This window comes from Saccharothrix tamanrassetensis, assembly GCF_014203665.1.
Taxonomy (GTDB): Bacteria; Actinomycetota; Actinomycetes; order Mycobacteriales; family Pseudonocardiaceae; genus Actinosynnema; species Actinosynnema tamanrassetense.
In genome coordinates this window covers 123,216-142,401 of the sequence record NZ_JACHJN010000002.1, presented here as the reverse complement: position 1 = coordinate 142,401, position 19,186 = coordinate 123,216, and the positions used below count along the sequence as shown (strand labels likewise).

22 protein-coding genes are annotated in these 19,186 nt (G+C 70.9%); 3 read left to right on the top strand and 19 right to left on the bottom strand.

Going from position 1 to position 19,186, the window contains the following annotated elements; translation table 11 throughout:
* Positions 1 to 85: 85 nt before the first annotated feature.
* From FHS29_RS05480 to FHS29_RS05455, 6 genes are all read right to left on the bottom strand, one after another.
* Complete coding sequence (locus FHS29_RS05480) at positions 86 to 826, bottom strand: hypothetical protein (RefSeq protein ID WP_184688905.1); 741 nt, start codon at positions 824 to 826, stop codon at positions 86 to 88.
* Positions 823 to 1,353 (bottom strand): RNA polymerase sigma factor, encoded by a 531-nt coding sequence (locus FHS29_RS05475; protein WP_184688904.1) that lies wholly within the window; start codon positions 1,351 to 1,353, stop codon positions 823 to 825. The genes FHS29_RS05480 and FHS29_RS05475 overlap by 4 nt, the downstream gene beginning before the upstream one ends.
* Positions 1,354 to 1,461: 108 nt before the next feature.
* Positions 1,462 to 2,049, bottom strand: coding sequence for a TetR/AcrR family transcriptional regulator (locus FHS29_RS05470; protein WP_184688902.1), 588 nt, complete (start codon positions 2,047 to 2,049; stop codon positions 1,462 to 1,464).
* A gap of 13 nt (positions 2,050 to 2,062) precedes the next feature.
* Entirely contained in the window at positions 2,063 to 2,386 is a 324-nt protein-coding gene (locus FHS29_RS05465; RefSeq protein WP_184688901.1) for a DMT family transporter, read from the bottom strand.
* 130 nt (positions 2,387 to 2,516) lie between these two features.
* Positions 2,517 to 3,269, bottom strand: coding sequence for a hypothetical protein (locus tag FHS29_RS05460; protein WP_184688899.1), 753 nt, complete (start codon positions 3,267 to 3,269; stop codon positions 2,517 to 2,519).
* 17 nt (positions 3,270 to 3,286) lie between these two features.
* The gene (locus tag FHS29_RS05455; protein ID WP_184688898.1) at positions 3,287 to 3,805 is read right to left on the bottom strand and encodes a SigE family RNA polymerase sigma factor; all 519 of its coding nucleotides are present in this window, start codon (positions 3,803 to 3,805) and stop codon (positions 3,287 to 3,289) included.
* 152 nt (positions 3,806 to 3,957) lie between these two features.
* Between FHS29_RS05455 and FHS29_RS05450 the strand changes: the two genes are divergently transcribed.
* Together FHS29_RS05450 and FHS29_RS05445 are read left to right on the top strand one after the other, a co-directional pair.
* A complete protein-coding gene (locus tag FHS29_RS05450; protein WP_184688896.1) occupies positions 3,958 to 4,977 on the top strand; it encodes a threonine aldolase family protein in 1,020 nt (339 codons plus the stop codon).
* Positions 4,974 to 5,597: an HAD family hydrolase gene (locus tag FHS29_RS05445; protein ID WP_184688894.1), complete on the top strand. Its 624-nt coding sequence runs from the start codon at positions 4,974 to 4,976 to the stop codon at positions 5,595 to 5,597. The genes FHS29_RS05450 and FHS29_RS05445 overlap by 4 nt, the downstream gene beginning before the upstream one ends.
* On the opposite strand, the gene FHS29_RS05440 is transcribed toward FHS29_RS05445, so the two are convergent.
* The 13 genes from FHS29_RS05440 to FHS29_RS05380 form a co-directional block, all read right to left on the bottom strand.
* Complete coding sequence (locus FHS29_RS05440; RefSeq protein ID WP_184688892.1) at positions 5,594 to 6,340, bottom strand: potassium channel family protein; 747 nt, start codon at positions 6,338 to 6,340, stop codon at positions 5,594 to 5,596. The genes FHS29_RS05445 and FHS29_RS05440 overlap by 4 nt on opposite strands.
* A 36-nt stretch (positions 6,341 to 6,376) precedes the next feature.
* Positions 6,377 to 6,550 (bottom strand): hypothetical protein, encoded by a 174-nt coding sequence (locus FHS29_RS05435; RefSeq protein ID WP_184688890.1) that lies wholly within the window; start codon positions 6,548 to 6,550, stop codon positions 6,377 to 6,379.
* A 39-nt stretch (positions 6,551 to 6,589) separates the two neighbouring features.
* Positions 6,590 to 7,735: a pyridoxal phosphate-dependent aminotransferase gene (locus tag FHS29_RS05430; protein WP_184688889.1), complete on the bottom strand. Its 1,146-nt coding sequence runs from the start codon at positions 7,733 to 7,735 to the stop codon at positions 6,590 to 6,592.
* 9 nt (positions 7,736 to 7,744) lie between these two features.
* The gene (locus tag FHS29_RS05425) at positions 7,745 to 8,908 is read right to left on the bottom strand and encodes a transglycosylase SLT domain-containing protein (protein ID WP_184688887.1); all 1,164 of its coding nucleotides are present in this window, start codon (positions 8,906 to 8,908) and stop codon (positions 7,745 to 7,747) included.
* A 4-nt stretch (positions 8,909 to 8,912) separates the two neighbouring features.
* Positions 8,913 to 9,218 carry a hypothetical protein gene (locus FHS29_RS05420; protein ID WP_184688885.1) on the bottom strand — a complete coding sequence of 102 codons (306 nt, stop codon included), beginning with the start codon at positions 9,216 to 9,218 and terminating at the stop codon, positions 8,913 to 8,915.
* 291 nt (positions 9,219 to 9,509) lie between these two features.
* Entirely contained in the window at positions 9,510 to 10,283 is a 774-nt protein-coding gene (locus FHS29_RS05415) for an ESX secretion-associated protein EspG (RefSeq protein ID WP_184688884.1), read from the bottom strand.
* The gene (locus FHS29_RS05410; RefSeq protein WP_184688882.1) at positions 10,280 to 11,587 is read right to left on the bottom strand and encodes a PPE domain-containing protein; all 1,308 of its coding nucleotides are present in this window, start codon (positions 11,585 to 11,587) and stop codon (positions 10,280 to 10,282) included. The genes FHS29_RS05415 and FHS29_RS05410 overlap by 4 nt, the downstream gene beginning before the upstream one ends.
* A gap of 9 nt (positions 11,588 to 11,596) precedes the next feature.
* Complete coding sequence (locus FHS29_RS05405) at positions 11,597 to 12,199, bottom strand: DUF3558 domain-containing protein (RefSeq protein ID WP_184688880.1); 603 nt, start codon at positions 12,197 to 12,199, stop codon at positions 11,597 to 11,599.
* The gene (locus FHS29_RS05400) at positions 12,186 to 12,647 is read right to left on the bottom strand and encodes a hypothetical protein (RefSeq protein WP_184688878.1); all 462 of its coding nucleotides are present in this window, start codon (positions 12,645 to 12,647) and stop codon (positions 12,186 to 12,188) included. The genes FHS29_RS05405 and FHS29_RS05400 overlap by 14 nt, the downstream gene beginning before the upstream one ends.
* Before the next feature lie 189 nt (positions 12,648 to 12,836).
* Complete coding sequence (gene purD, locus FHS29_RS05395) at positions 12,837 to 14,090, bottom strand: phosphoribosylamine--glycine ligase (RefSeq protein ID WP_184688876.1); 1,254 nt, start codon at positions 14,088 to 14,090, stop codon at positions 12,837 to 12,839.
* 28 nt (positions 14,091 to 14,118) lie between these two features.
* Positions 14,119 to 15,096 (bottom strand): TAXI family TRAP transporter solute-binding subunit, encoded by a 978-nt coding sequence (locus tag FHS29_RS05390; RefSeq protein ID WP_184688875.1) that lies wholly within the window; start codon positions 15,094 to 15,096, stop codon positions 14,119 to 14,121.
* The gene (locus FHS29_RS05385) at positions 15,089 to 17,068 is read right to left on the bottom strand and encodes a TRAP transporter permease (RefSeq protein ID WP_184688873.1); all 1,980 of its coding nucleotides are present in this window, start codon (positions 17,066 to 17,068) and stop codon (positions 15,089 to 15,091) included. Before FHS29_RS05385 ends, FHS29_RS05390 begins: the two co-directional genes overlap by 8 nt.
* Before the next feature lie 258 nt (positions 17,069 to 17,326).
* Positions 17,327 to 17,587 carry a UBP-type zinc finger domain-containing protein gene (locus tag FHS29_RS05380; RefSeq protein WP_184688871.1) on the bottom strand — a complete coding sequence of 87 codons (261 nt, stop codon included), beginning with the start codon at positions 17,585 to 17,587 and terminating at the stop codon, positions 17,327 to 17,329.
* 28 nt (positions 17,588 to 17,615) lie between these two features.
* On the opposite strand from FHS29_RS05380, the gene FHS29_RS05375 reads away from it, so the two are divergent.
* Positions 17,616 to 19,169 (top strand): Na+/H+ antiporter, encoded by a 1,554-nt coding sequence (locus tag FHS29_RS05375; protein WP_184688869.1) that lies wholly within the window; start codon positions 17,616 to 17,618, stop codon positions 19,167 to 19,169.
* Positions 19,170 to 19,186 lie beyond the last annotated feature (17 nt).

Sequence of the window (19,186 nt, the reverse complement as noted above, 5' to 3'; positions counted from 1 at the left end):
GGATCGGTGGTCGGGAGTGAGGGCGGGCGACGGGCACTGCGGAAGGACAGCGCCCGTCGCCCTGTGGGGGTGGGGGTCTCGGGAATCAGTCAGCCGCGAGGTTGGGGTCGGTGGCCAGGCTGACCATCTGGTCCACACTTATCGGAACCTCGTCGCGGATCTTCCCGCCCTTGGCGGGGTCGTAGTTGTACCCGCTGACCTGCACCACGGACCCGTCGGCCCGGAAGTGGGCGACCGAGTAGGTGATCATGTCGTGCCCGGAAACGCTGGACGTGGCGAACTCCAGGTAACTCCCGTCCTCCTGGTACCGGGGCGCGTCGCACTTCACGCCGGCGCAGAACTCGTCCCGAGTGACCAACATGGGCGGCCTGCTCAACTGGACCGAAATACCACTGCTGCCTTCCCGGTCCACGAAGTACACGAACCCGGTCACATAACCCGCGGCCTTCTTCAGCCGGGTGTCCGTGAACTCCGCGCGGACCTCCGCCACGTCGGGCACGACCTGCTCGAACCGTTCCTCCAGATAAGCAGCCAGGTACTCGGCCCGGTCCTCCACCTTCGCCTCCGCCACCGGCGTCGGAGTCGTCGTGGTCAGCACGGGGACCAGCGCGTCGACCTGCCCGCCCCCACGCGACGAGGACAGCGCACCGGGCAGCGACAGCACCGACGCCGTCAGCGCCACCGTGGCCACGGCCACCGCCACCAGCGCGCGACGTCTTTTCCGCACCATCTTGGCGCGTTGGATCAGGGCGTCCGCGTCGAAGTTCAGCGGTGGCTCGTCGACGACCGCCGCGCGCAGGCTTTCCCTCAGTTCCGCCTCGCTCATGACGCCACCACCGCCCCCTCCTCCAACTCCTCCACGGCCACCCGCAACGCCGCCAGCCCGCGTGCCGTCTGGCTCTTCACCGTCCCCTCGGTGCAGCCCATGGCCACCGCGACCTCGCTGACCGCGAGGTCCTCGAAGTACCGCAGCACCAACGCCGCGCGCTGCCGTGGCGGCACGCGCAACAGGGCCGCGTGCACGAGGTCGCGGGCCCACAGCTTCTCGCCCGTCAGCTCGGGGTCGGCCGAGGAGTCCGCCACGTCCGGCACCTCGCCGTCGCGCTGCTCGACCCGCCGCCACGGCCTGCGCTTCTCGTCCAGCCACGTGCGCAGCAGGACCTTGCGCGCGTACGCCGTCGGGTTGTCGCGCCACTCCACGCGGTCCCAGGCCTGGTAGAGCTTGAGGAGGCTGGCCTGCATCAGGTCCTCGGCCGTGTGCCAGTCGCCGCAGAACAGGAACGCCGTCCGGCGCAGCGCGGCGGCCTGCCGCACCGCGAAGTCGCGGAACGCCTGCTCGTCGGCCTCGCGCATGCCCACCCCTCTCGGCCCCTCCACCCACTACACGTGGCAGGAACAGCCGAGGTTGCATCACGTTGACGGGCCAGCCGCCAGAACCCGGACCGAAGCCGGCAACCGGCGTCAGCGGGGCTGCATCGCCTTCGCCAGCATCCGCCGAGCGGCAGCGCGCGGATCGGGGCTGATCTCGATCAGCGCGTTCACCACCGCGCCGTCCACGAGCGCGATCAGCTCCTCCACCCGCTCCCGGCCGACCGGCTGACCGGATCTGGCGAAGATGTCGACCAGCAGCCCGTGCAGCTGCCCGCTGAGCCGGCGCATCAGCGGCCGGAGGTACGGTCGCCGACCGGTCGCGACCAGCCGCTCGTAGCGCAGCAGCACGGCTTCCGCGTCACGCTCGCCCGCGGGCGGCCCCAGCAGCAGGTCCAGCACCAGGTCGATGAACGCGTCCCCGCCGCACTCGGCGGGATCCAGCTCCGCCAGCCGCGCCTTGCCGTAGGCCAGCTCGGTGCCCCCGTGGAACTCCAGGGCGGCGGTGATCAGCTCGTCCAGCGAGTCGAAGTAGTACGTGGTGGACGCCAGCGGCAGGCCCGCGCGCTCGGCGACCGCGCGGTGCCGGACCGCGTCGAAGCCGCCGTCGACCAGCAGGCCCGCAGCGGCTTCGACCAGCGCCTGTCGGCGGCGCTCGCCCTTGGGCGTTGCGGCTGTCATTTCGGGAAAGGTACTAGTGCCCGCCACCGGCCAGGTTCAGACCGATGACACCGCTGACGATGAGCCCGAGCGACACCAGCTTCAGCGTCGACACCCCGTCGCCCAGCCAGATCATGCCGATGACGGCGGTGAGCGCCGCGCCGATGCCGGTCCACACCGCGTACGCCGGTCCGGCGGGCAGCTGCTTCATCGCCCACGCCAGACCCGCGAAGCTGACCAGCGCGCACACCGCGAACGCCACCGTCCACCACAGCCTGCTGAAGCCGTCGGACAGCTTCAGCGCGACCGCCCAACCGGCCTCGAAGAAGCCGGACACGATGAGCACGGCCCACGCCATGAGAACCACCTCCACAATCTGGTACCAACGTACCAAATTAGTGGTACGCCTGTTCCAGAATGCGACCGGTGTCTCCGCCCCGCCAGTCCAGGGCTTCCCCCGCGGGGTGACGTCCGGGCGGCGACGGAACTCAGAGGTTCCCGGCGACCTTCGCCGCCAGGCTCGACAGCTCCGCCTCGAACGGCCCCGCCGCCGAACCCTGGGCCGGCTCGGTCAGCACGTACACCGTGCCCAGCCGCGACTCGGCCCGCCCCTCGGCGACCGACGTCGAAGCCAACGCCTGCTGTCCCGGCGGCACCAGCACCACCGACAGCACGCCGTACACCCCGCTCCCGTCACGAAGCAGGAAGCTCGCGCCGCGCGCACCGGAGGGGCAGTTGGCCACCGCGTAGGAGGGCTGGAGGCCTTCGGCGGCCGGGAGCTCGTCGGCGAGGGCGACGGCGAGCTCCCGGTCCACCTCCTGGCACCCGGAGGTGCCACCGGTCGGCGAGCGACCGGTTGTCCCCGATTGGCCGTCCCCCTGCGTAGACGGGTCCTCGGGGATGCTCTTGGGCGGCGGGCCGCCGGTCAGGTCGGGTTCCACGCGCTTCCCGGCCTCTCCGGGGTCGGGAACCGCGAGAGGGCTGAGGTTAGGGGAAGCGGAGTACTCAGCGGAACCCGCAGACGTCGCGAGCCCGGAGTCCGACCGCGTCATCAGGTCGGTCGACACCAGCACGCCGCCGAGCACCAGCACCACGGCCAGGGTGGACCCGAGCGCGATCTGCGAACGCTGCCGCGCGGCCGCCCGCCCGGACGCCGACCGGACGTTGCCCACGTCGAAGGACGCGGGCGGCGCGTCGCTCGCCGCGTCGCGGAACAGCTCCGCGATCTTGCGCTCGTCCACCTACCTCCACCTCCCTCTCACGACGCGGGCCGCAAGTCGTCGATCGTGTCGCCCAACGCCTCCCGCAGTGCCTCCAGGCCCCGTGAGGTCTGGCTCTTCACGGTCCCCTCGGAACACCCCAGCGCCTCGGCCGCGGCCGACACGTCCAAGCCTTCCAGGAACCGCAGCACGAGCACCGCCCGTTGCCGGGGCGGAACCCGCTTCAAGCCCGCGACCAGGGCCTCGCGCGTGGCCACCGCGTCGGCGATCTCCCCTTCGTGCGAAGGCGTCTCCGGGACCTCGTCCACGAAGCGCTCCCGCCGCCAGGGCCGGCGCGACTCGTCGATCACCGCGCGCACCAGGGTCCGGCGGACGTAGGCGTCCAGGGCCTGCTTGTCCCGGACCTTCCGCCACCGGCGGTGCAACGCGACGAACGCCGTCTGCGCGAGGTCGTCCGCCCGGTGCCAGTCACCACAGAGCAGGAACGCCGTTCGGCGCACGGCCTCCCGGCGAGCTGCGAAGTACTCCGCGAACTCCTGCTCGTCGCGCTGATCCACGCGGACTCTCTCCGCTCGTCGTGCTTGCACCTACCGGACGGAACCGGAGGGTTCTACGGTTGCACGCCGGTTGTCCGAGACTTGCGTCACCCCCATGGTGGTACGACCGGCACGACTGGGTAAGGGCTTGCCGCATGTGATGTGATCCATTCGTGACCCAGCTCGCACCCCTGGACTTCCGCTCCGACACCGTCACCCGCCCAGACCAGGACATGCGCCTGGCCATGTCGGGCGCCGAAGTCGCCGATGACGTGCTCGAACACGATCCGACGATGCGAGCCCTGGAGGAACGCACCGCCGACCTGCTCGGCGTGGAGGCGGCCCTGTGGGTGCCGTCCGGGTCGATGGGCAACCTCATCGCGCTCACCGTGCACCTGCGCCCCGGCGACCGGTTCCTCGCCGCGCGCGGCGCGCACGTGCTGGACAACGAACTCGGCACCGCCGCCTGGATCTCGGGCGGGATGCCGCACCCGCTCGAATGGGACGCCCCCGGTCGCTTCACCGCCGACGCGGTGCGCGCGGCGGCCGGGGCCGACGGGCCGTACTACACGCTGCGGACCACGTTGCTCTGCCTGGAGAACACCCACAACGCGGCGGGCGGGGCCGTGACGCCGCCCGACGAGCACGCCCTGCTGGTCTCGGTGGCCCGGGAGACCGGGCTCAAAGTTCACCTGGACGGCGCAAGGCTGTGGAACGCGGCGGTGGCGCTGGGAGTGCCGCCGGCGGCGCTCACCGTGGGCGTGGACACCGTCCAGGTCTGCCTGAGCAAGGGCCTCGGCGCGCCCGTCGGGTCCGTCGTGGCCGGTTCGTCCGGTTTCGTGGCCGAGGCCCGCCGCGTCCGGAAGATGCTCGGCGGCGGCGTCCGGCAGGGCGGCGTGCTGGCCGCGGCGGGCCTGGTCGGGCTGGACCGGATCGACGACCTGGCCGCCGACCACGCGAACGCCCGGACGCTCGCCAACGGCCTGCGCGACCTCGGCTGGCAGGTGGACGAACCGGCGACCAACATCGTGCTGGCCGGCGTGCCCGACCTGGAGGTCACCCTGACCGGGCTGCGGCACCTCGGCGTCTACGCCGGGCCGATGGCGGGGAAGGTGCGGTTCGTGACGCACCGGGACGTGAACGCGGCCGACGTCGCCGAAGCGCTCAAGCGCATCCAGTCGGTGAGCTCGTGAGCCGCCGCTGGGTGGTGTTCGACTACGGCAAGGTGATCAGCGAGCCCCCTTCCCTCGACGCCCTGGCCACCCGCCTGGGCGTACCCGAGGACCGGTTCGCGCCGAGCTACTGGGGTGCCCGCCAGGCCTACGACCACGGCACCTCCGACGTGGAGTACTGGCGGACGGTGGGGCGCGACCTGGGCGTGCCGGTGTCCGAGGAGCTGGCCCACGAGCTGACCGGCCTGGACGCGGAGAGCTGGCTGAGGCCGACGCCCGAAGCGGTCGAGCTGATCGTGGAACTCGCCGCGGCCGACGTCCCGCTGGCGCTGTTGTCCAACGCCCCCGCGTCGTTCGGGAAGATCGTGTCCGAGCAGCCGTGGACGGAGCACTTCCGGCACCTGGTGTTCTCCGGTGACCTCGGCGTGGCCAAGCCGTCACCCGCGATCTGGGAGGCCCTCGCGGCGAGGCTCGGCACGCGGGACTGCGTCTTCTTCGACGACCGCCGGGACAACGTGGACGGCGCGGTCACCGCCGGGCTCATCGGCGTGTGGTGGCAGGGCGCCGCGCACGCGCGGGACGAGCTGGTGCGGCTGGGCCTGCTGCACGCCAAGCCGTACGGACACCTGGCGGACGCCTAGCCCTCGGCCCTGGCCGCCCGCAGTTCCGTCCGCAGCTCCGCCAGTTCGGCCCGCACCGACCGCAGCTCCGCCACCGTCGCCTGCTCCGCCTCCACCACCTGGCCCTCCACCCCGCTCAACCGCTCCACCAGCCAGGACGCGATCGTCCCGGTGATCACGCCGAGCAGCGCGATCCCGCCGATCATGAGCAGCGCGGCCACCAGCCGCCCCTCCCACGTCACCGGGTACCGGTCGCCGTAGCCGACGGTGGAGATGGTGGTCAGCGTCCACCAGGCCGCGTCGCCGAACGTGGTGATCGTGGCGTCCGGGTGGTGGCGTTCGGCGTCCAGCACGGCCAGCGACGCGCACAGCCCGACCAGCGTCGTGACGCCCGCGACGTACACGCCGACCTTCTGCCGGATCTTGCCCGCGAACCGCCGGTTGAGCACCTTCAGCACGGTCACCAGGCGCAGCACGCGGAGCTGCCGGACCATCGGCAGCAACACCGCGAGCAGGTCGAACAGGTGCGAGACGAAGAACTTGCGCTTGTTCGCGGCCAGCTTGAACCGGGCCGCGTAGTCGATCGCGAAGACCAGCCAGACGACCCAGAGCACGACCTCCAGGACGGCGTGCAGCCCCGGCGTCGAGCGGTCGTCGAGCACCTGCCAGGCGTAGGCCACCACGAACACGACGGCCAGCGCCGTCAGCGGCCACTCGGCACGCCGCTCCCACCGGGCCAGCCGGCGTTCATCAGTCTCGAACACCGCCCCATGGTGAACGCCCGGCCTGCGGTAATCCAGCTATCGGGGGCCTTTGATCCCCTTGCGGCCGCTGCTCTTGATCGCGCCGTACGCGGCGGTGCCGAGGAACAGCACGCCGCCGATGATCGCCAGCCAGAACAGGCCCTTCACCACGGCACCGACCAGTGACAGCACCAGCCAGGCCGCGAGCAGCCACAGGATTATCTTGACCATGTCCCCTCCAACGTACCGGGTGACGTGCTGGTTCCCTGGTCAGAGCCAGGCCTTGAGCCGGCGCAGCGCCTCTTCGACGTCACCGGACGACCCCGCGAAGGACAGGCGGACGAACTCGTGGCCGTGCACCGGGTCGAAGTCCACGCCCGGCACGATCGCCACGCCCGTGTCGTCCAGCAACCGCCGGCAGAACGCCATCGAGTCGTCGGTGAGGTGCGAGACGTCGGCGTAGGCGTAGAACGCGCCGTCCGCCGGGGCGACCTCGTCGATGCCCAGGTCCGCCAGCCCCCGGAGGAGCACGTCCCGGTTGAGCCGGTAGCCCTCCACCAGCCGCGCGGTCTGCGCGTACGACTCCGGCTCGAACGCCGCCACCGCCGCGTGCTGCGCCAGCGCGGGCGGGCAGAGGGTGAAGTTGCCGGTCAGGCGGTCGACGGCCCGGCGCAGCCGCGCGGGCAGCAGCATCCAGCCGAGCCGCCAGCCGGTCATCGCGAACGCCTTGGAGAACGAGTTGACCACGATCGCGTCGCGCGAGGTCTGCCAGGCGCTCGCCAGGGGCGTGCCGTAGCTGATGCCGTGGTAGATCTCGTCGCTCACCAGCCGGGTGCCGTGCTCCGCGCACCACTGCGCGAGCTGCTCGACCTCGTGGGGGAGCAGCACCGTCCCGGTCGGGTTGGCGGGACTGGCCACCACCAGGCCGTCCAGCGGGCCGGCTTCGTCCAGCATCGCCACCGTCGGCTGGAACCGGGTGTCCGGGCCGCACGGCAGCTCGACCACCTCGCAGCCCAGGGCGCGCAGGATGTTGCGGTAGGCGGGGTAGCCGGGCCTGGCCAGGGCGACCCGGTCACCCGCGTCGAACGCGGCCAGGAACCCGAGCAGGAACGCGCCGGACGAGCCGGTCGTCACCACCACGTCGTCCGGCGTGACGTCCAGCCCGTACTGGCGTTCGTAGTGGCCCGCCAGGGCAGTCCGCAGCTCGACGATGCCGAGTTGCTCGGTGTAGCCCAAGGGCTGCTCGCGCAGCGCCCGCTCGGCCGCCCGGAGCACCGGCGCCGGGGCCTGGCTCGACGGCTGGCCGGCGGCCAGCGAGACGACGTCCCCATGCGTCCGCTGCCGTCGTGCGGCGGCCGACACGATCTCCATGACGTGGAACGGCGGCACGTCCGCCCGTGCGGCTACACCCAGCATGCGTACAGGCTAATAGCCCTGGTAGCCGCCACCGCCCGCCATCGACTTCAGACCGGGGTGCCCCTCGAACCCGCCGTACCGCGAGAACGTGTAGCGGACGCCCGCGATGATGTTGTCCACCGGGTTCCAGATGTCGTCGTGGCCGGGCAGCTTGTGGGCCTGGAACGTCGGGTCGATGCACTGCATCAGGCCCTTGGACGGGGTGCCCTTGGCGGCGTTGGAGTCCCAGTCGTTGAGCGCGTGCGGGTTGCCGCCGGACTCCTTCTCGATGATCGTCCAGATCTCGTCGATGTTCTCCTCGGTCACCGGGATGCCGTTGGCCTGGAGGATCTTGATCGCCTCGCGGATCCACTGCTCGACGTTGCCGGGCGGCGGGCCGCTGCTCGGCGGCCCACCGCTGGAGCCGAGTCCACCCATGCCGCCACCGCCGCCGCCACCGGCACTTCCGCCGCCACCGCCACCGGAGCCACCGCTTTGGGAGCCCGAGCCGTTGCCCGACTGCTGGGGCTGGGACTGGGCCGGCGGGGACTCGGCCGACGACGGCTTCGTCTCCGGTTCGGGCGTCGGGTTCCAGGTGATCGGCTGACCGGGCGCGGGCACGAACGGCTGGGTGCCGGGGTCGGCCATGGTCGAGAACGCGGGCGTGATCGAGCCGGCCCGGCCCTGCAACGCGCCCAACGCGCCGCTCAACGCCTGCTCGGCCTGCTCGATCACCGGTCGCGCGTCACCCGCCGCTTCCGCGCACAGGGCGCTGATCGCGCTGTCGACGTCCGCCTGCGGCCTGCCGTGGTCCTGCGCGCGCAACTGCCGGACGCGGCCGAGCAGAGTCTCACAAATGCGCGTGATGGACGACTTCGCCGATTCGAGCGCGGCCGCGGCCGATTCGAGGTCGCCCGCCGCCGCGGTCAGCGCGTCGGTCAACGCGGTGCCGCCCTTGGTGAATTCGACCATGTAGGCGACGAATCCGTCCGCCGATCCGCCTTCCCACGCGCCGTCCAGCCGCCCGACGGACTGCTGGACCGTGTTGCCGGCATCGGCGCCCTTCGTGGCGGCCTGCTTCCAGCGGTCCGCGATCTCCTTGACCGCCTCCGGCCGGGCCGTCGCCACCTTGTCCGCCAGCTGCGCCAACGCCTGCCCGCCGGGCAGTCCCGCGACCTCGTCCACCGCGCTCATCAGCTCACACCGCCCGGAACGAGGCCGCGTTGGCGTCCTCGGTGTCGACCACCGCGGCCTGGACCGCGTCCAGCGCGCGCTCCACCTTGCCCAGCAGTGATTCGGCCGCCGCGAACTCGGCGCCGGCCTTCCCGTCGAGTTCGGCGGCGGCCGAGGAAAGACCGCCCGAATTCGCCAGCTTGCCGAAGATGTCCGGATCGGCGTAATGCCCGGAGAACCCGTCACCCACCGCGCCGAATTGACCTGCCTGTGCACTGACCGTGCTCCGGCACTGCTCCATCGCCTCGGCGTTGAACTTCGCGACCGCCATTCCTCGGATACTAGGGTTTCCGCGGCGCGCGCACCCCCGTTATGACCGGAGTCCAGCCAGTAGCGCGGCGATTCCCCGTCACAGTCGCACCGGGTCGAACGGCCCACCAGCGCACTCGCCAGGTCCGGCGCCGACTCGCGGACGGTGAGCACGTCGCCGGTCAGCACGCCGAGCACGCAGCCCGGCCGAGGCCGCGAGTGCCCGCACCGCCGAACCTCAACCGGAGGTCGGCCGAGCGCGGCGGGTTCGCGATGAGCTTGAACGCCACAGCGACCGCCCGGGTTCCGCCGGCTACACCTCTTGGACCAGTTCCCACACGCAGGACGCGAGCCGCGCGTTGTCGATCGGCGTGATGGTGCTCCAGCTCCGACCGTCCGAACTGGGCCGCACCTGGTGCAGGTAACGCCCGGACGGGGTGTCGTGCCAGGCCACCACGCGGTTCGCGCGCACCGGCGGACCGCCCTGCTGGGCGCGCTCGGCCCCGAACTGGCCACGGGTGCCCATCCCGTCGCACATGCCGGCCAGCTCCTGCGCGTCGCTCAACGGCAACCCCTGCCGCTCCAGCGCGAGCACCAGCTTCTCGGCGTCCCGCCCGGCTTCGTCGGACGCGGCGCGCAGCACCTCGTTCGGCAGGCTGATCGACCGCCCGTAGCCGGCGGGCATGTCACCGGTGACCGACACGGCGGCCTCGGCGAGCGCGCCGGCCCGTGACTCGATCAGCCACACCTCGTCCCCGTCGACCACGGCGAGGATGGCCTCTTCCCCGGCCGCCGCCGCGAGGCCCTTGATCTTGCGCCGGTCCACCCAGATCCAGATGTCCACGGAGACCTGGGGGTTGGCCAACAGGGCGAAGGCGTCCGCCAGCTCCGGCGTCAGCCTCCGCCCGTCGGCCAGTCCGCGTTCCTCCAGGGAGCCCCAGGCCTGCTCGACGAACACCGCGCGCTCGGTGTGCGTCACACCGGGGCTGGGCACGTCCAGCGCGACGTTGCGCCTGGTGAGCCGTTCGGCCTCCCACGCGACGTCGAACTCGAGCGTGGACAGGACGACGGTGCCCCCCGCGGTCACTTCTGCTCGAGCTCGTCGCCGATGACCGACTGCACGACCATCCGCTCATCACCGAAGACGTCGTCGGAGTCCACCCCGTACTTCCGGATGTGCTCCCCGTCCTCTTCCCCTTCACCGCTCTTGGCGGTGGCGGCGGGATGCAACATCGACCCGGCACCGGCCTTGCCCGCGACAGCGGCACCACCGGCGCCCGGCCGACCACGTGCCGGCTCGTCCGGGTCGATGGCCCCGATGGTGGCGGAGATCCCGGCCTTGCCGGACAACGGAGAGGCGCCGGGAACAGCGACCCCCTTGCCCGCGCCGGGCGCACCCTTGCCGCCACCGTGCGGCCCGTCGCCCGTCTTGCCACCGGGCACGGACGTCGAGGAGGGGTTCCGAACCACCTTCGCACCACGCGCGGCACCGGCCGCCAGGCCCAACGCCGTACCACCGGCGAGGCCGAGCCCGAGACCGAGCCCGAGACCGGAGGGCCCACCGGTCACCTTGCCGGGCAGGACGGGCCCGACCGGAGGCGTCCCGAACTGACCGGGCGAGTTCGGCGTGATACCGGTGGTGCCGCCGCCGGGCAGCTGCGTCGGGAGGCCCGCCGTACCGCCGGGAAGCTGACCGGGCAGGCCGCCACCGGGCAACGTGCCCGGCACGCCGCCGGACACACCACTGGGCACACCGCCGGTCACACCGGGGATGCCGCCGCTGAACTGCTGCACGGGAGCGACCGGCGTACTGACCGCACTGGACGTCGTGGTGACCTCGAAGCTCGACGGCTTGGTCATGCCCTGGTACTGGTTGAGCGAGTCACGGCTGGCGTCGACGTACTGGTCGAACCCGCGGATCACCTGCTCACGGGCCGCCTGCGTCTGCTTGACCTCTTTGGCGTGATCCGTCTCGTACCCGAAGAACCCACCGGCTTCGTCCCAGAAACTCGTCTCCGTGTCACCACGGAGGGCCTGCGGGTCCGGCATCGCGTTGCGGGACTGGCTGTACGACGCACCTTGGACCGCGGTCGCCTGCGAGTTCTGCTTGCCTGCCTCGTCGCCCTGCGTCGCCACGTCGGCGGAGACCGTCACGGCCTGGCCCGCGTTGTCGCCGGCCGCGCCCTGCCACTCGATGCCGAGCTTCCTCAGCTCGGTGCGCAGGGTCTCGTCCACCTCGGCGAGGCTGCCCGCCAACTGCCGCAGCGCGTGCGACGCGTTGCTGAACTGCTGAGCCGCGTCGCTGGTCGAGAACTTGACGACCAGATTGGCCAGGCCCGGGTTGTCATAGCCTTCGAAGCGGTGATCCTGAATCTGCCTGAAGCCCGTCACAGCTCCCCCTCACTTCAAAGTCTGCAGCGTCTTGAGCGCGGACTCGGCACCCTTGGCCGCGTTCTGGCACATCTCGTCTTGGGTGAACACCCTGGAATAAGGGAGGAACTGCACGAACAGCTGCTGCTCGTCCGCGACGTCGACCGCCACCGAGCACTCCAGCGTCGACGTTCCCTTCAACATGACCTGCGCAGCGGCGTAACCCGACACCTGCTTCGGGGCCACGTCGAGGTTGCTCGGACCGTCCCAGTGGTCGATGCCCTCGTTCGAGATCAGGGTGACGCGGTAGACGTAGGACTTCTCGGCATTGCTCGTGTAGGCGCAGGAGGGCGAGGTGGTGCCCTTCACGACTTCCGACGGGTCGCTCTCCGACTCGTCGATCTTGAGTTCCGTCTGCTGGGCGGCGGTGAGCGCCTTGCAGGGATCGATCCCGTCCAGCTTGATCTCCTTCGGACGCGCCGCAGGAGCCTTGGTGGAGGTCGACGGCGTGTCGGACGACCCGGTGTCCGACGTCACCGGTGTCGGCGTCCCCGTCGTCCCGCCCCCGGTCGTGCAGGCGCTGACCGCGGCCGCTGCGAGCAGAGCTGCGAAGACTCCCTTAGCCGGCCGCACGCGTCGACCCCATCGCAGCCTGGATCTCCTCTTCGGTGTGCCCGTACTGCACCGCGGCGGCCCGGAGCTGCGTGATGAGCCCGTGCAGGCTGTCCATGTACTCCGCGATCCGCTGGGCGTACGAGCCCTCGCCCTCGACCAGCCGGTCGTTCCACGCCGCCGCGATGTCGGAGTTCACGTCGTCCGCGTCGGCCAGTTGGACGCGCAGGTCGTCGCTCGCGTGGCGGTAGGCCTTCCGCAGGCTGTCGAGCTGGGCGTCGATGATGTGCCCGGCTTGCAGGACGGTGTCCTTGGTGACGTTGAACTTCTGCCCGGCCCCCGGCGAGTTGGCCACCGTGTCGTTGAGGCGCTTCTCCGCCGCGAACATGTCGCCGACCGCACGCCCGATGGCCCCGCCCACGCCGGCGACGGCTCCCAGTAGGCCGTTCTCCTCTGCCACGACGCCCATCCCCCGTACGGTCGGTAACGGATTGGTCCCGGTTCGCAGGCTACCAACGACCGCGTGAACCGGGTCTGAGGTTGGACGAAGTCGGGGGTGGGGTGGTTCCGCCCTCGCTCGGATGTCGTAGCGCAGGTGGCTGAACGGGGAGCCGGCAGGTGCGCGGGAAATCCCGGCGCACCTCCGGCGAAGAAGGCCTCAGACCTCGATCTTCCCGTTCGCCGCGCGCAACGCGATGTCCGTCCGGTGATGCGACCCGGTCAGGTGAACGGCGTCGACGCGGCGGTAAGCCTCGTCACGGGCGTCTGCCAGCGAATCACCCGTGCCGACGACGGACAGCACACGGCCGCCGGTCGAGACGACGGCGCCGTCCTCGCGGCGGCGGGTGCCCGCGTGCAGCACGCCTTCGGCGTCACCACCGGTGACGACGTCGCCCGTGCGGGGACGGCCTGGGTAGCCCTCGGCGGCGACGACGACCGTCACGGCGTAACCGTCGGCCCACTCCAGCGGCCCGACGGACGCCAGGGTGCCGTTCGCCGCCGCCAGGAACAGACCAGCCGGCGGCGTCCGGAGCAGCGCGACGACCGCCTGCGTCTCGGGGTCGCCGAACCGGCAGTTGAACTCGATGACCTGCGGCCCCGACGAGGTCAGCGCGAGACCCGCGTACAACAGCCCGGTGAACGGGGTGCCGCGCGCGGCCAATTCGTCCACCACCGGCTGCACGCAGGTCGACACGATCGTGGGCACCAGGTCGTCCGGCGCCCACGGCAGCGGCGCGTACGCCCCCATGCCGCCGGTGTTCGGCCCGGAGTCGTTGTCGCCGACGCGCTTGAAGTCCTGCGCGGGCAGCAGCGGCACCACGGTCGAGCCGTCCACCAGGCAGAACAGCGAGACCTCCGGACCGTCCAGGAAGGACTCCAGCAGCACCGGGTGGCCGTGGTCGAGCAGCGTCATGGCGTGCGCCCGCGCCACCGCGCGGTCGGAGGTGACGACCACGCCCTTGCCCGCCGCGAGCCCGTCGTCCTTCACCACCCAGCGGGGCCCGAAGTGGTTCAGTGCCGCGTCCAGCCGGGCCGGGTTGTCGACGACCTCCGACGTGGCCGTGGGCACGCCCGCCGCCGACATGACGTCCTTCGCGAACGCCTTGGAGCCCTCGATCCGGGCGGCCTCGGCGGACGGGCCGAAGCAGGGGATGCCGGCGGCGCGCACGGCGTCCGCCGCACCCGCCACCAGCGGCTGCTCCGGCCCGACCACGACGAGGTCGGCGTTCCACTCCTTGGCCAGCGCGGCGACCGCACCGGGGTCGCCGGCGTCGACCCCGTAGATCTCCGCCAGGCCCGCGATACCGGCGTTGCCGGGTGCGCAGGCCAGCGCGATCACCGAAGGATCCCGCGACAACGCGAGGACGAGGGCATGTTCACGGGCGCCAGACCCGATGACCAGGACACGCACGGTGGAGCAGCCTAGATGACCCCGCCGGTCAGCCGCCGAACGCGTCCAGCGAACCGGCGTGCAGCGGCACGGGGTCGGTCAAGGCGGCCTTCTCCTCGACGATGTCCCGGGCGGCCGGGTGGACCTTCTCCAGGTCGGCCTTCTTGTCGAACACCAGCTTGGTGATGGCGCACGCGTTGGCGTCCGGGAAGTCCGCCTTCACCAGCAGGACGTTCGGCACGACGACCGTCGGCACGTCGGCGGCCTGCCCGTAGGTGGCGGCCGGGATCGTGCCCTTGTCGTAGACCGGGTTGACCTCCTTCAGCTTCGGCAGCAGCGGCGTGATGTCGATGAACCTGACCTGGTCCTTCAGCGACGTGGTGAGGTCGGTGATCTGCGCCGTCGGCAGCCCGCCGGACCACACCAGCCCGTCGAGGCTGCCGTCCTTCATCCCGTCGGCGGTCTTGGCGAGGTCGAGCCGCTGCGCCTCGACGTCCTTCTCGGGGTCCAGCCCGGCGGCGGCGAGCAGCCGGTTCGCGATGACCTCGGTGCCGGACTTGGGCGACCCGGTGGAGATCCGCTTGCCCTTCAGGTCCGCGATCGAGTTGATCCCGCTCGACGCGCGCACCACGACCTGCGTGTAGTTCGGGTACAGCCGGGTCAGGGCCTGCACCTGCTGCGGCTTGCCGTCGAACGCGCCCTTGCCGTTGACCGCGTCGGCGGCCGTGTCGGCCAACGAGAACGCCACGTCGTAGTCGCCCGCGACCAGTTGCTGGATGTTCTGCACCGACGCCCCGGTCTCGGCGGCGGTCGCCTTCAGTTTGGTGTTGTCGCTGATCAACTTCGCCAGCCCGCCACCGACGACGTAGTAGACGCCACCGGAGTTGCCGGTCGCGATGGTGATCCGCCCTTCCGCGGCCTCGCAGGCGGCACCGGTACCCGTGTCGGACGCAGCCCGCTTCCCACCACACCCGGCCGCGACCAACGCGACCGCGAGGATGGCGACCGGGACCTTCCAGCTACGCATCTTGTTCCTTTCCCCGCAGGAGGATCTTGGGCAGGAGCAGGTGCACGGCCACCGCGGCCAACAGGAACCCCAGGCCGATGGCGACGGTGACCGGTTGCAGGTAGAGCAGGGCGACCGCGGCGGGCAGGCACAGCACCCGCTCCGGCCACCGCGCCGGACCGAACAGCCACCCGCCGGTGAGCGCGGCCAGCGCCGCGACACCCACCGCCGAGACGGCGAAAACCCAGACGGAGTCGACGAACGACCCGCGCAACAGCAGTGCCGAACCGTTGTCGGTGAGGACGAAGGCGAGCGGCACGAGGAAGGCGGGCAACGTGTACTTCCACGTCCGCCACATCGTCTTCATCACGTCGCCACCGGTGATGGCGGCGGCAGCCACCGCGGCCAGCGCGGTCGGCGGCGTCACCTCGGACAGAACGGCGTAGTAGAAGATGAACATCGCCGCTTCTTCCCGCGCCACACCGAGTTCGATCAGCGCAGGCCCGATCACGACCCACGAGATGATGAACGACGCGGTGACCGGCACGGCGAGCCCGAGCACACTGACCGCGACCGCCGCCAACACCACCGTCACGAACAGCACGACGGTCGGGTTCGACGACACGAACTCCGCGATGTCGACGAGGGCGGCAGCCAACTTAATCCCCAGCCCGGTCTTGGTGATCGTCGAGGTGATCACCCCGGCGGCAGCGCACACCGCGATGACCGGCAACGCGCTACGCACGCCGAGCGACAACGAATCCGCCATCGCCCGCATCCAACCCCGCACGTCACCTCGTTGCGCCACAAGGGCGAACACCGCGGCAACCCCGGTGGCGTAGACCACGGCCGAGTACACCGGGATGTCCATCGCGAGGAACACGACGATCACACCCAGCGACAAGAAGTGGTAGCCACCGCGCTTCAGCAACGCCCACGGGCTCGGCGCGTCGATGTCCACCGGCTTCGCCCCGAACCGACGAGCGTCGATCTCGACGGCGAGCGCAATCCCGAGGTAGTAGAGCAAAGTGGGCAGGATCGCCCAGATCAGCACCTGGAGGTACGAGGTCTCCAGGAACTCGGCGATGATGAACGCGGCGGCGCCCAGCGTAGGCGGCGACAGGATCGCCCCGATGCCCGACGCGGCGAGCAACCCACCCGCGCTCTCCCTGGGGTAGCCCGCTTTCTTCAACATCGGCCACGTGACGGCACCCAGCGACACCGTCGTGGCGGTCCCCGACCCCGACACCGTCCCGAGCAGGAAACCGGCCGTGGCCGCAGTACGCCCGGGCGCGGTCCGCGACTTCCGGAACGCCGAGAAACTGATGTCCACGAAGAACGTCCCGGCCCCCGACGCGTTGAGCACCGACCCGTAGATCGTGAACAACACGATGTAGGTGGCCGCAACGTCCAACGGCGTCCCGTAGAACCCGGTCGCATCGTTGTAGAACCCGTTGATGATCTGCCCGAAGTCGACCCCGGCGTGGGAGATGTCCCAAGACGGCGGCAAGTACCCGCCGTAGTAGGCAAAAACGACGAACCCCACACACACCACCGGAAGCACCCACCCGGTAGTGCGACGGCAGGCCTCCAAGATCAACAAAAGGAGGACGGTCCCCGCCACGACGTCCAGGTCGGTCAACTGCCCCTGACGGTCCAGGAAGGCGTCGAACCCCCCGAACAAGGGGTACGCCCCGACCAGGAACGCCGCCCCGGCCAACACCCAGTCCACCGGCCCGGGATCCTCACGCCCGCCGCGCTTCCCCCGGTAGCAGAGGAAGACCAACGGCAACGTGACGGCGAGGAAGATGACCAGGTAGTACTGCCCGCCCTCGCTGAACGGCCAGAACACCTGCTTCACGACGAGCAGCGAAACCGCCAGTCCCGCCGCCCAGACCCCCGACTCCCACCGCCGCGACAACACCCGCGACGGCCGTTCCTCGTCATACTCGGCAATGAGCTCGGCAACATCGGCCTGCGACTTGGTCGACACGCGCACCCCTTCGTGTCGCGCTTGATCCGTGCCCAACCGAAGCTACTTGTGCCCCCAGTCACACCCATAGCCCAACCGTCTAAAGGGACTGTAAAGACCCAGATCGCCCCGAGCCCGAGCCGCGCACACCCCCACCCCTGCGTGTCATCCCCGTATGGCCTGCCCGTCCGGCGAGGACGCCCTTACGCCCTTCAGACGAGGCCTCGTCCGGCGAGGACGCTTTCTGTCCTTCATCCCCGCCCCTCACCCACCCCGCACTCACACCACCCGCCCGTCCTCGAAACACCACCGCCACTCCTCCCCGGGCTCGAACGACCGCATCACCGGATGCCCCGACCCGTGAAAATGCGCGGTCGCATGCCGACGCGGACTCGAATCGCAGCAGGCCACGTGCCCGCAGGACAGGCACATCCGGAGGTGGGCCCAGTTGTGCTCACCCGCGGCCAGGCAGTCGGCGCACCCCTCGATGGTGTCCGGGGAGACCGACGCGGGCAGGTCGGCGACGTGAGGACAGGTCATACCCGCCATCATCACGCAAGATTGCGCCATGCACGGACCGGAACTGCTGCTCCTCCTCGTCGGCGCGCTGCTCGTCACCGCCGTCGCCAAACGGCTGTTCGCACCGGCCCCGCTCGTCCTGGTGGCAACCGGCCTGGCGGTGTCCTTCATCCCCGGGCTGCCGGAGTTCGCGCTCGAACCGGAGCTGATCCTGGTACTGGTCCTGCCGCCGCTGCTCTACTCGGCCGCGTTGGACAGCTCGTACCACAACATCCGCGCCAATCTTCGCCCGATCGGGCTACTGGCGGTCGGCCTGGTGATCGCCACCACGGTCGGCGTCGGCTGGGTCGCCCACCTCGTCCTCCCGCAGCTCTCCATCCCCGCCGCCCTGGTCCTCGGCGCGGTGGTGGCCCCGCCGGACGCCGTCGCGGCGGTGGCCATCGGCAGACGTCTCAACCTGCCGCGCCGCACCATGACCCTGCTCACCGGCGAGAGCCTGATCAACGACGCCACCGCCCTCACCGTCTACAAGGTCGCCATCGCGGCCACCCTCGGCGCCACCGCGACCTGGGTGGACGGCACCCGCACGTTCATCATCGGCGCGGGTGGCGGCGTGCTCGTCGGGCTGGCGATCGGCTTCGCCGTCCGTTGGCTCCGGGACCGCCTGGACGACGGCGTGATGGAGAGCTCGCTCGGCATGCTGGTGCCGTTCGGTGCCTACCTGTTCGCCGAGGAACTCGGCTCCTCCGGCGTCCTCGCGGTCGTCGTGGCCGGCCTCTACATCGGCCACCACGCACCGCGCAGCTCCTACTACACCCGCCTGCAGGACACGGCCGTCTGGCGATCCGTGGACGTCCTGCTCGAAGCCTTCGTCTTCGCCCTCATCGGTCTGCAGCTCAAGAACATCGTCCTCGACGTGGACATCACCGCAGACCTCGTCCGGGCAGCCGCCGCCGTGCTGGCGGCGACGATCGCGGTCCGGTTCCTGTGGATGTACCCGGCCGCCTACATCCCCCGCTTCCTCTCCAAGCGCATCCGCCAGAAGGAGCCGGCCCCCGGCTGGCGGGGCATCACGGTCCTGTCCTGGGCCGGTATGCGCGGCGTGGTGTCGCTGGCCGCCGCCAGTGCGCTGCCGCTGGAGCTGCCGGGCCGCGACGTGATCGTGTTCTGCGCCTTCGTCGTCACGGTCGGCACCCTCCTCCTGCAAGGCCTGTCACTGCCCTGGGTGATCCGCAGACTGGGCGTCAAGGGCGACGAGGAACGGGCGGACGCGCTGGCCGAGGCCCAGGTGCAGCACGCAGCCGCCCAAGCGGCCGTGAACCGCCTGGACGAGATGACCGAGAACGACGACCACACCCCGGGACACGTCGTGGACCGCCTGCGCATCATGGCCGAGCACCGGGGCAACGCGGCCTGGGAACGGCTCGGCCGCCAGGAGGACGAGAGCCCCGCCGCGTCCTACCGCCGGCTGCGCCGCACCATGCTGGAAGCCGAGCGCCAGGTCTTCGTCGAGGCCCGCGACAACGGGCAGATCGACGACGAGGTCCTGTTCCGCGTGCTGCGCGAGTTGGACTTGGAGGAAGCGGCCATATCCAGGGAGTGACAGTCACCCACGCGTTC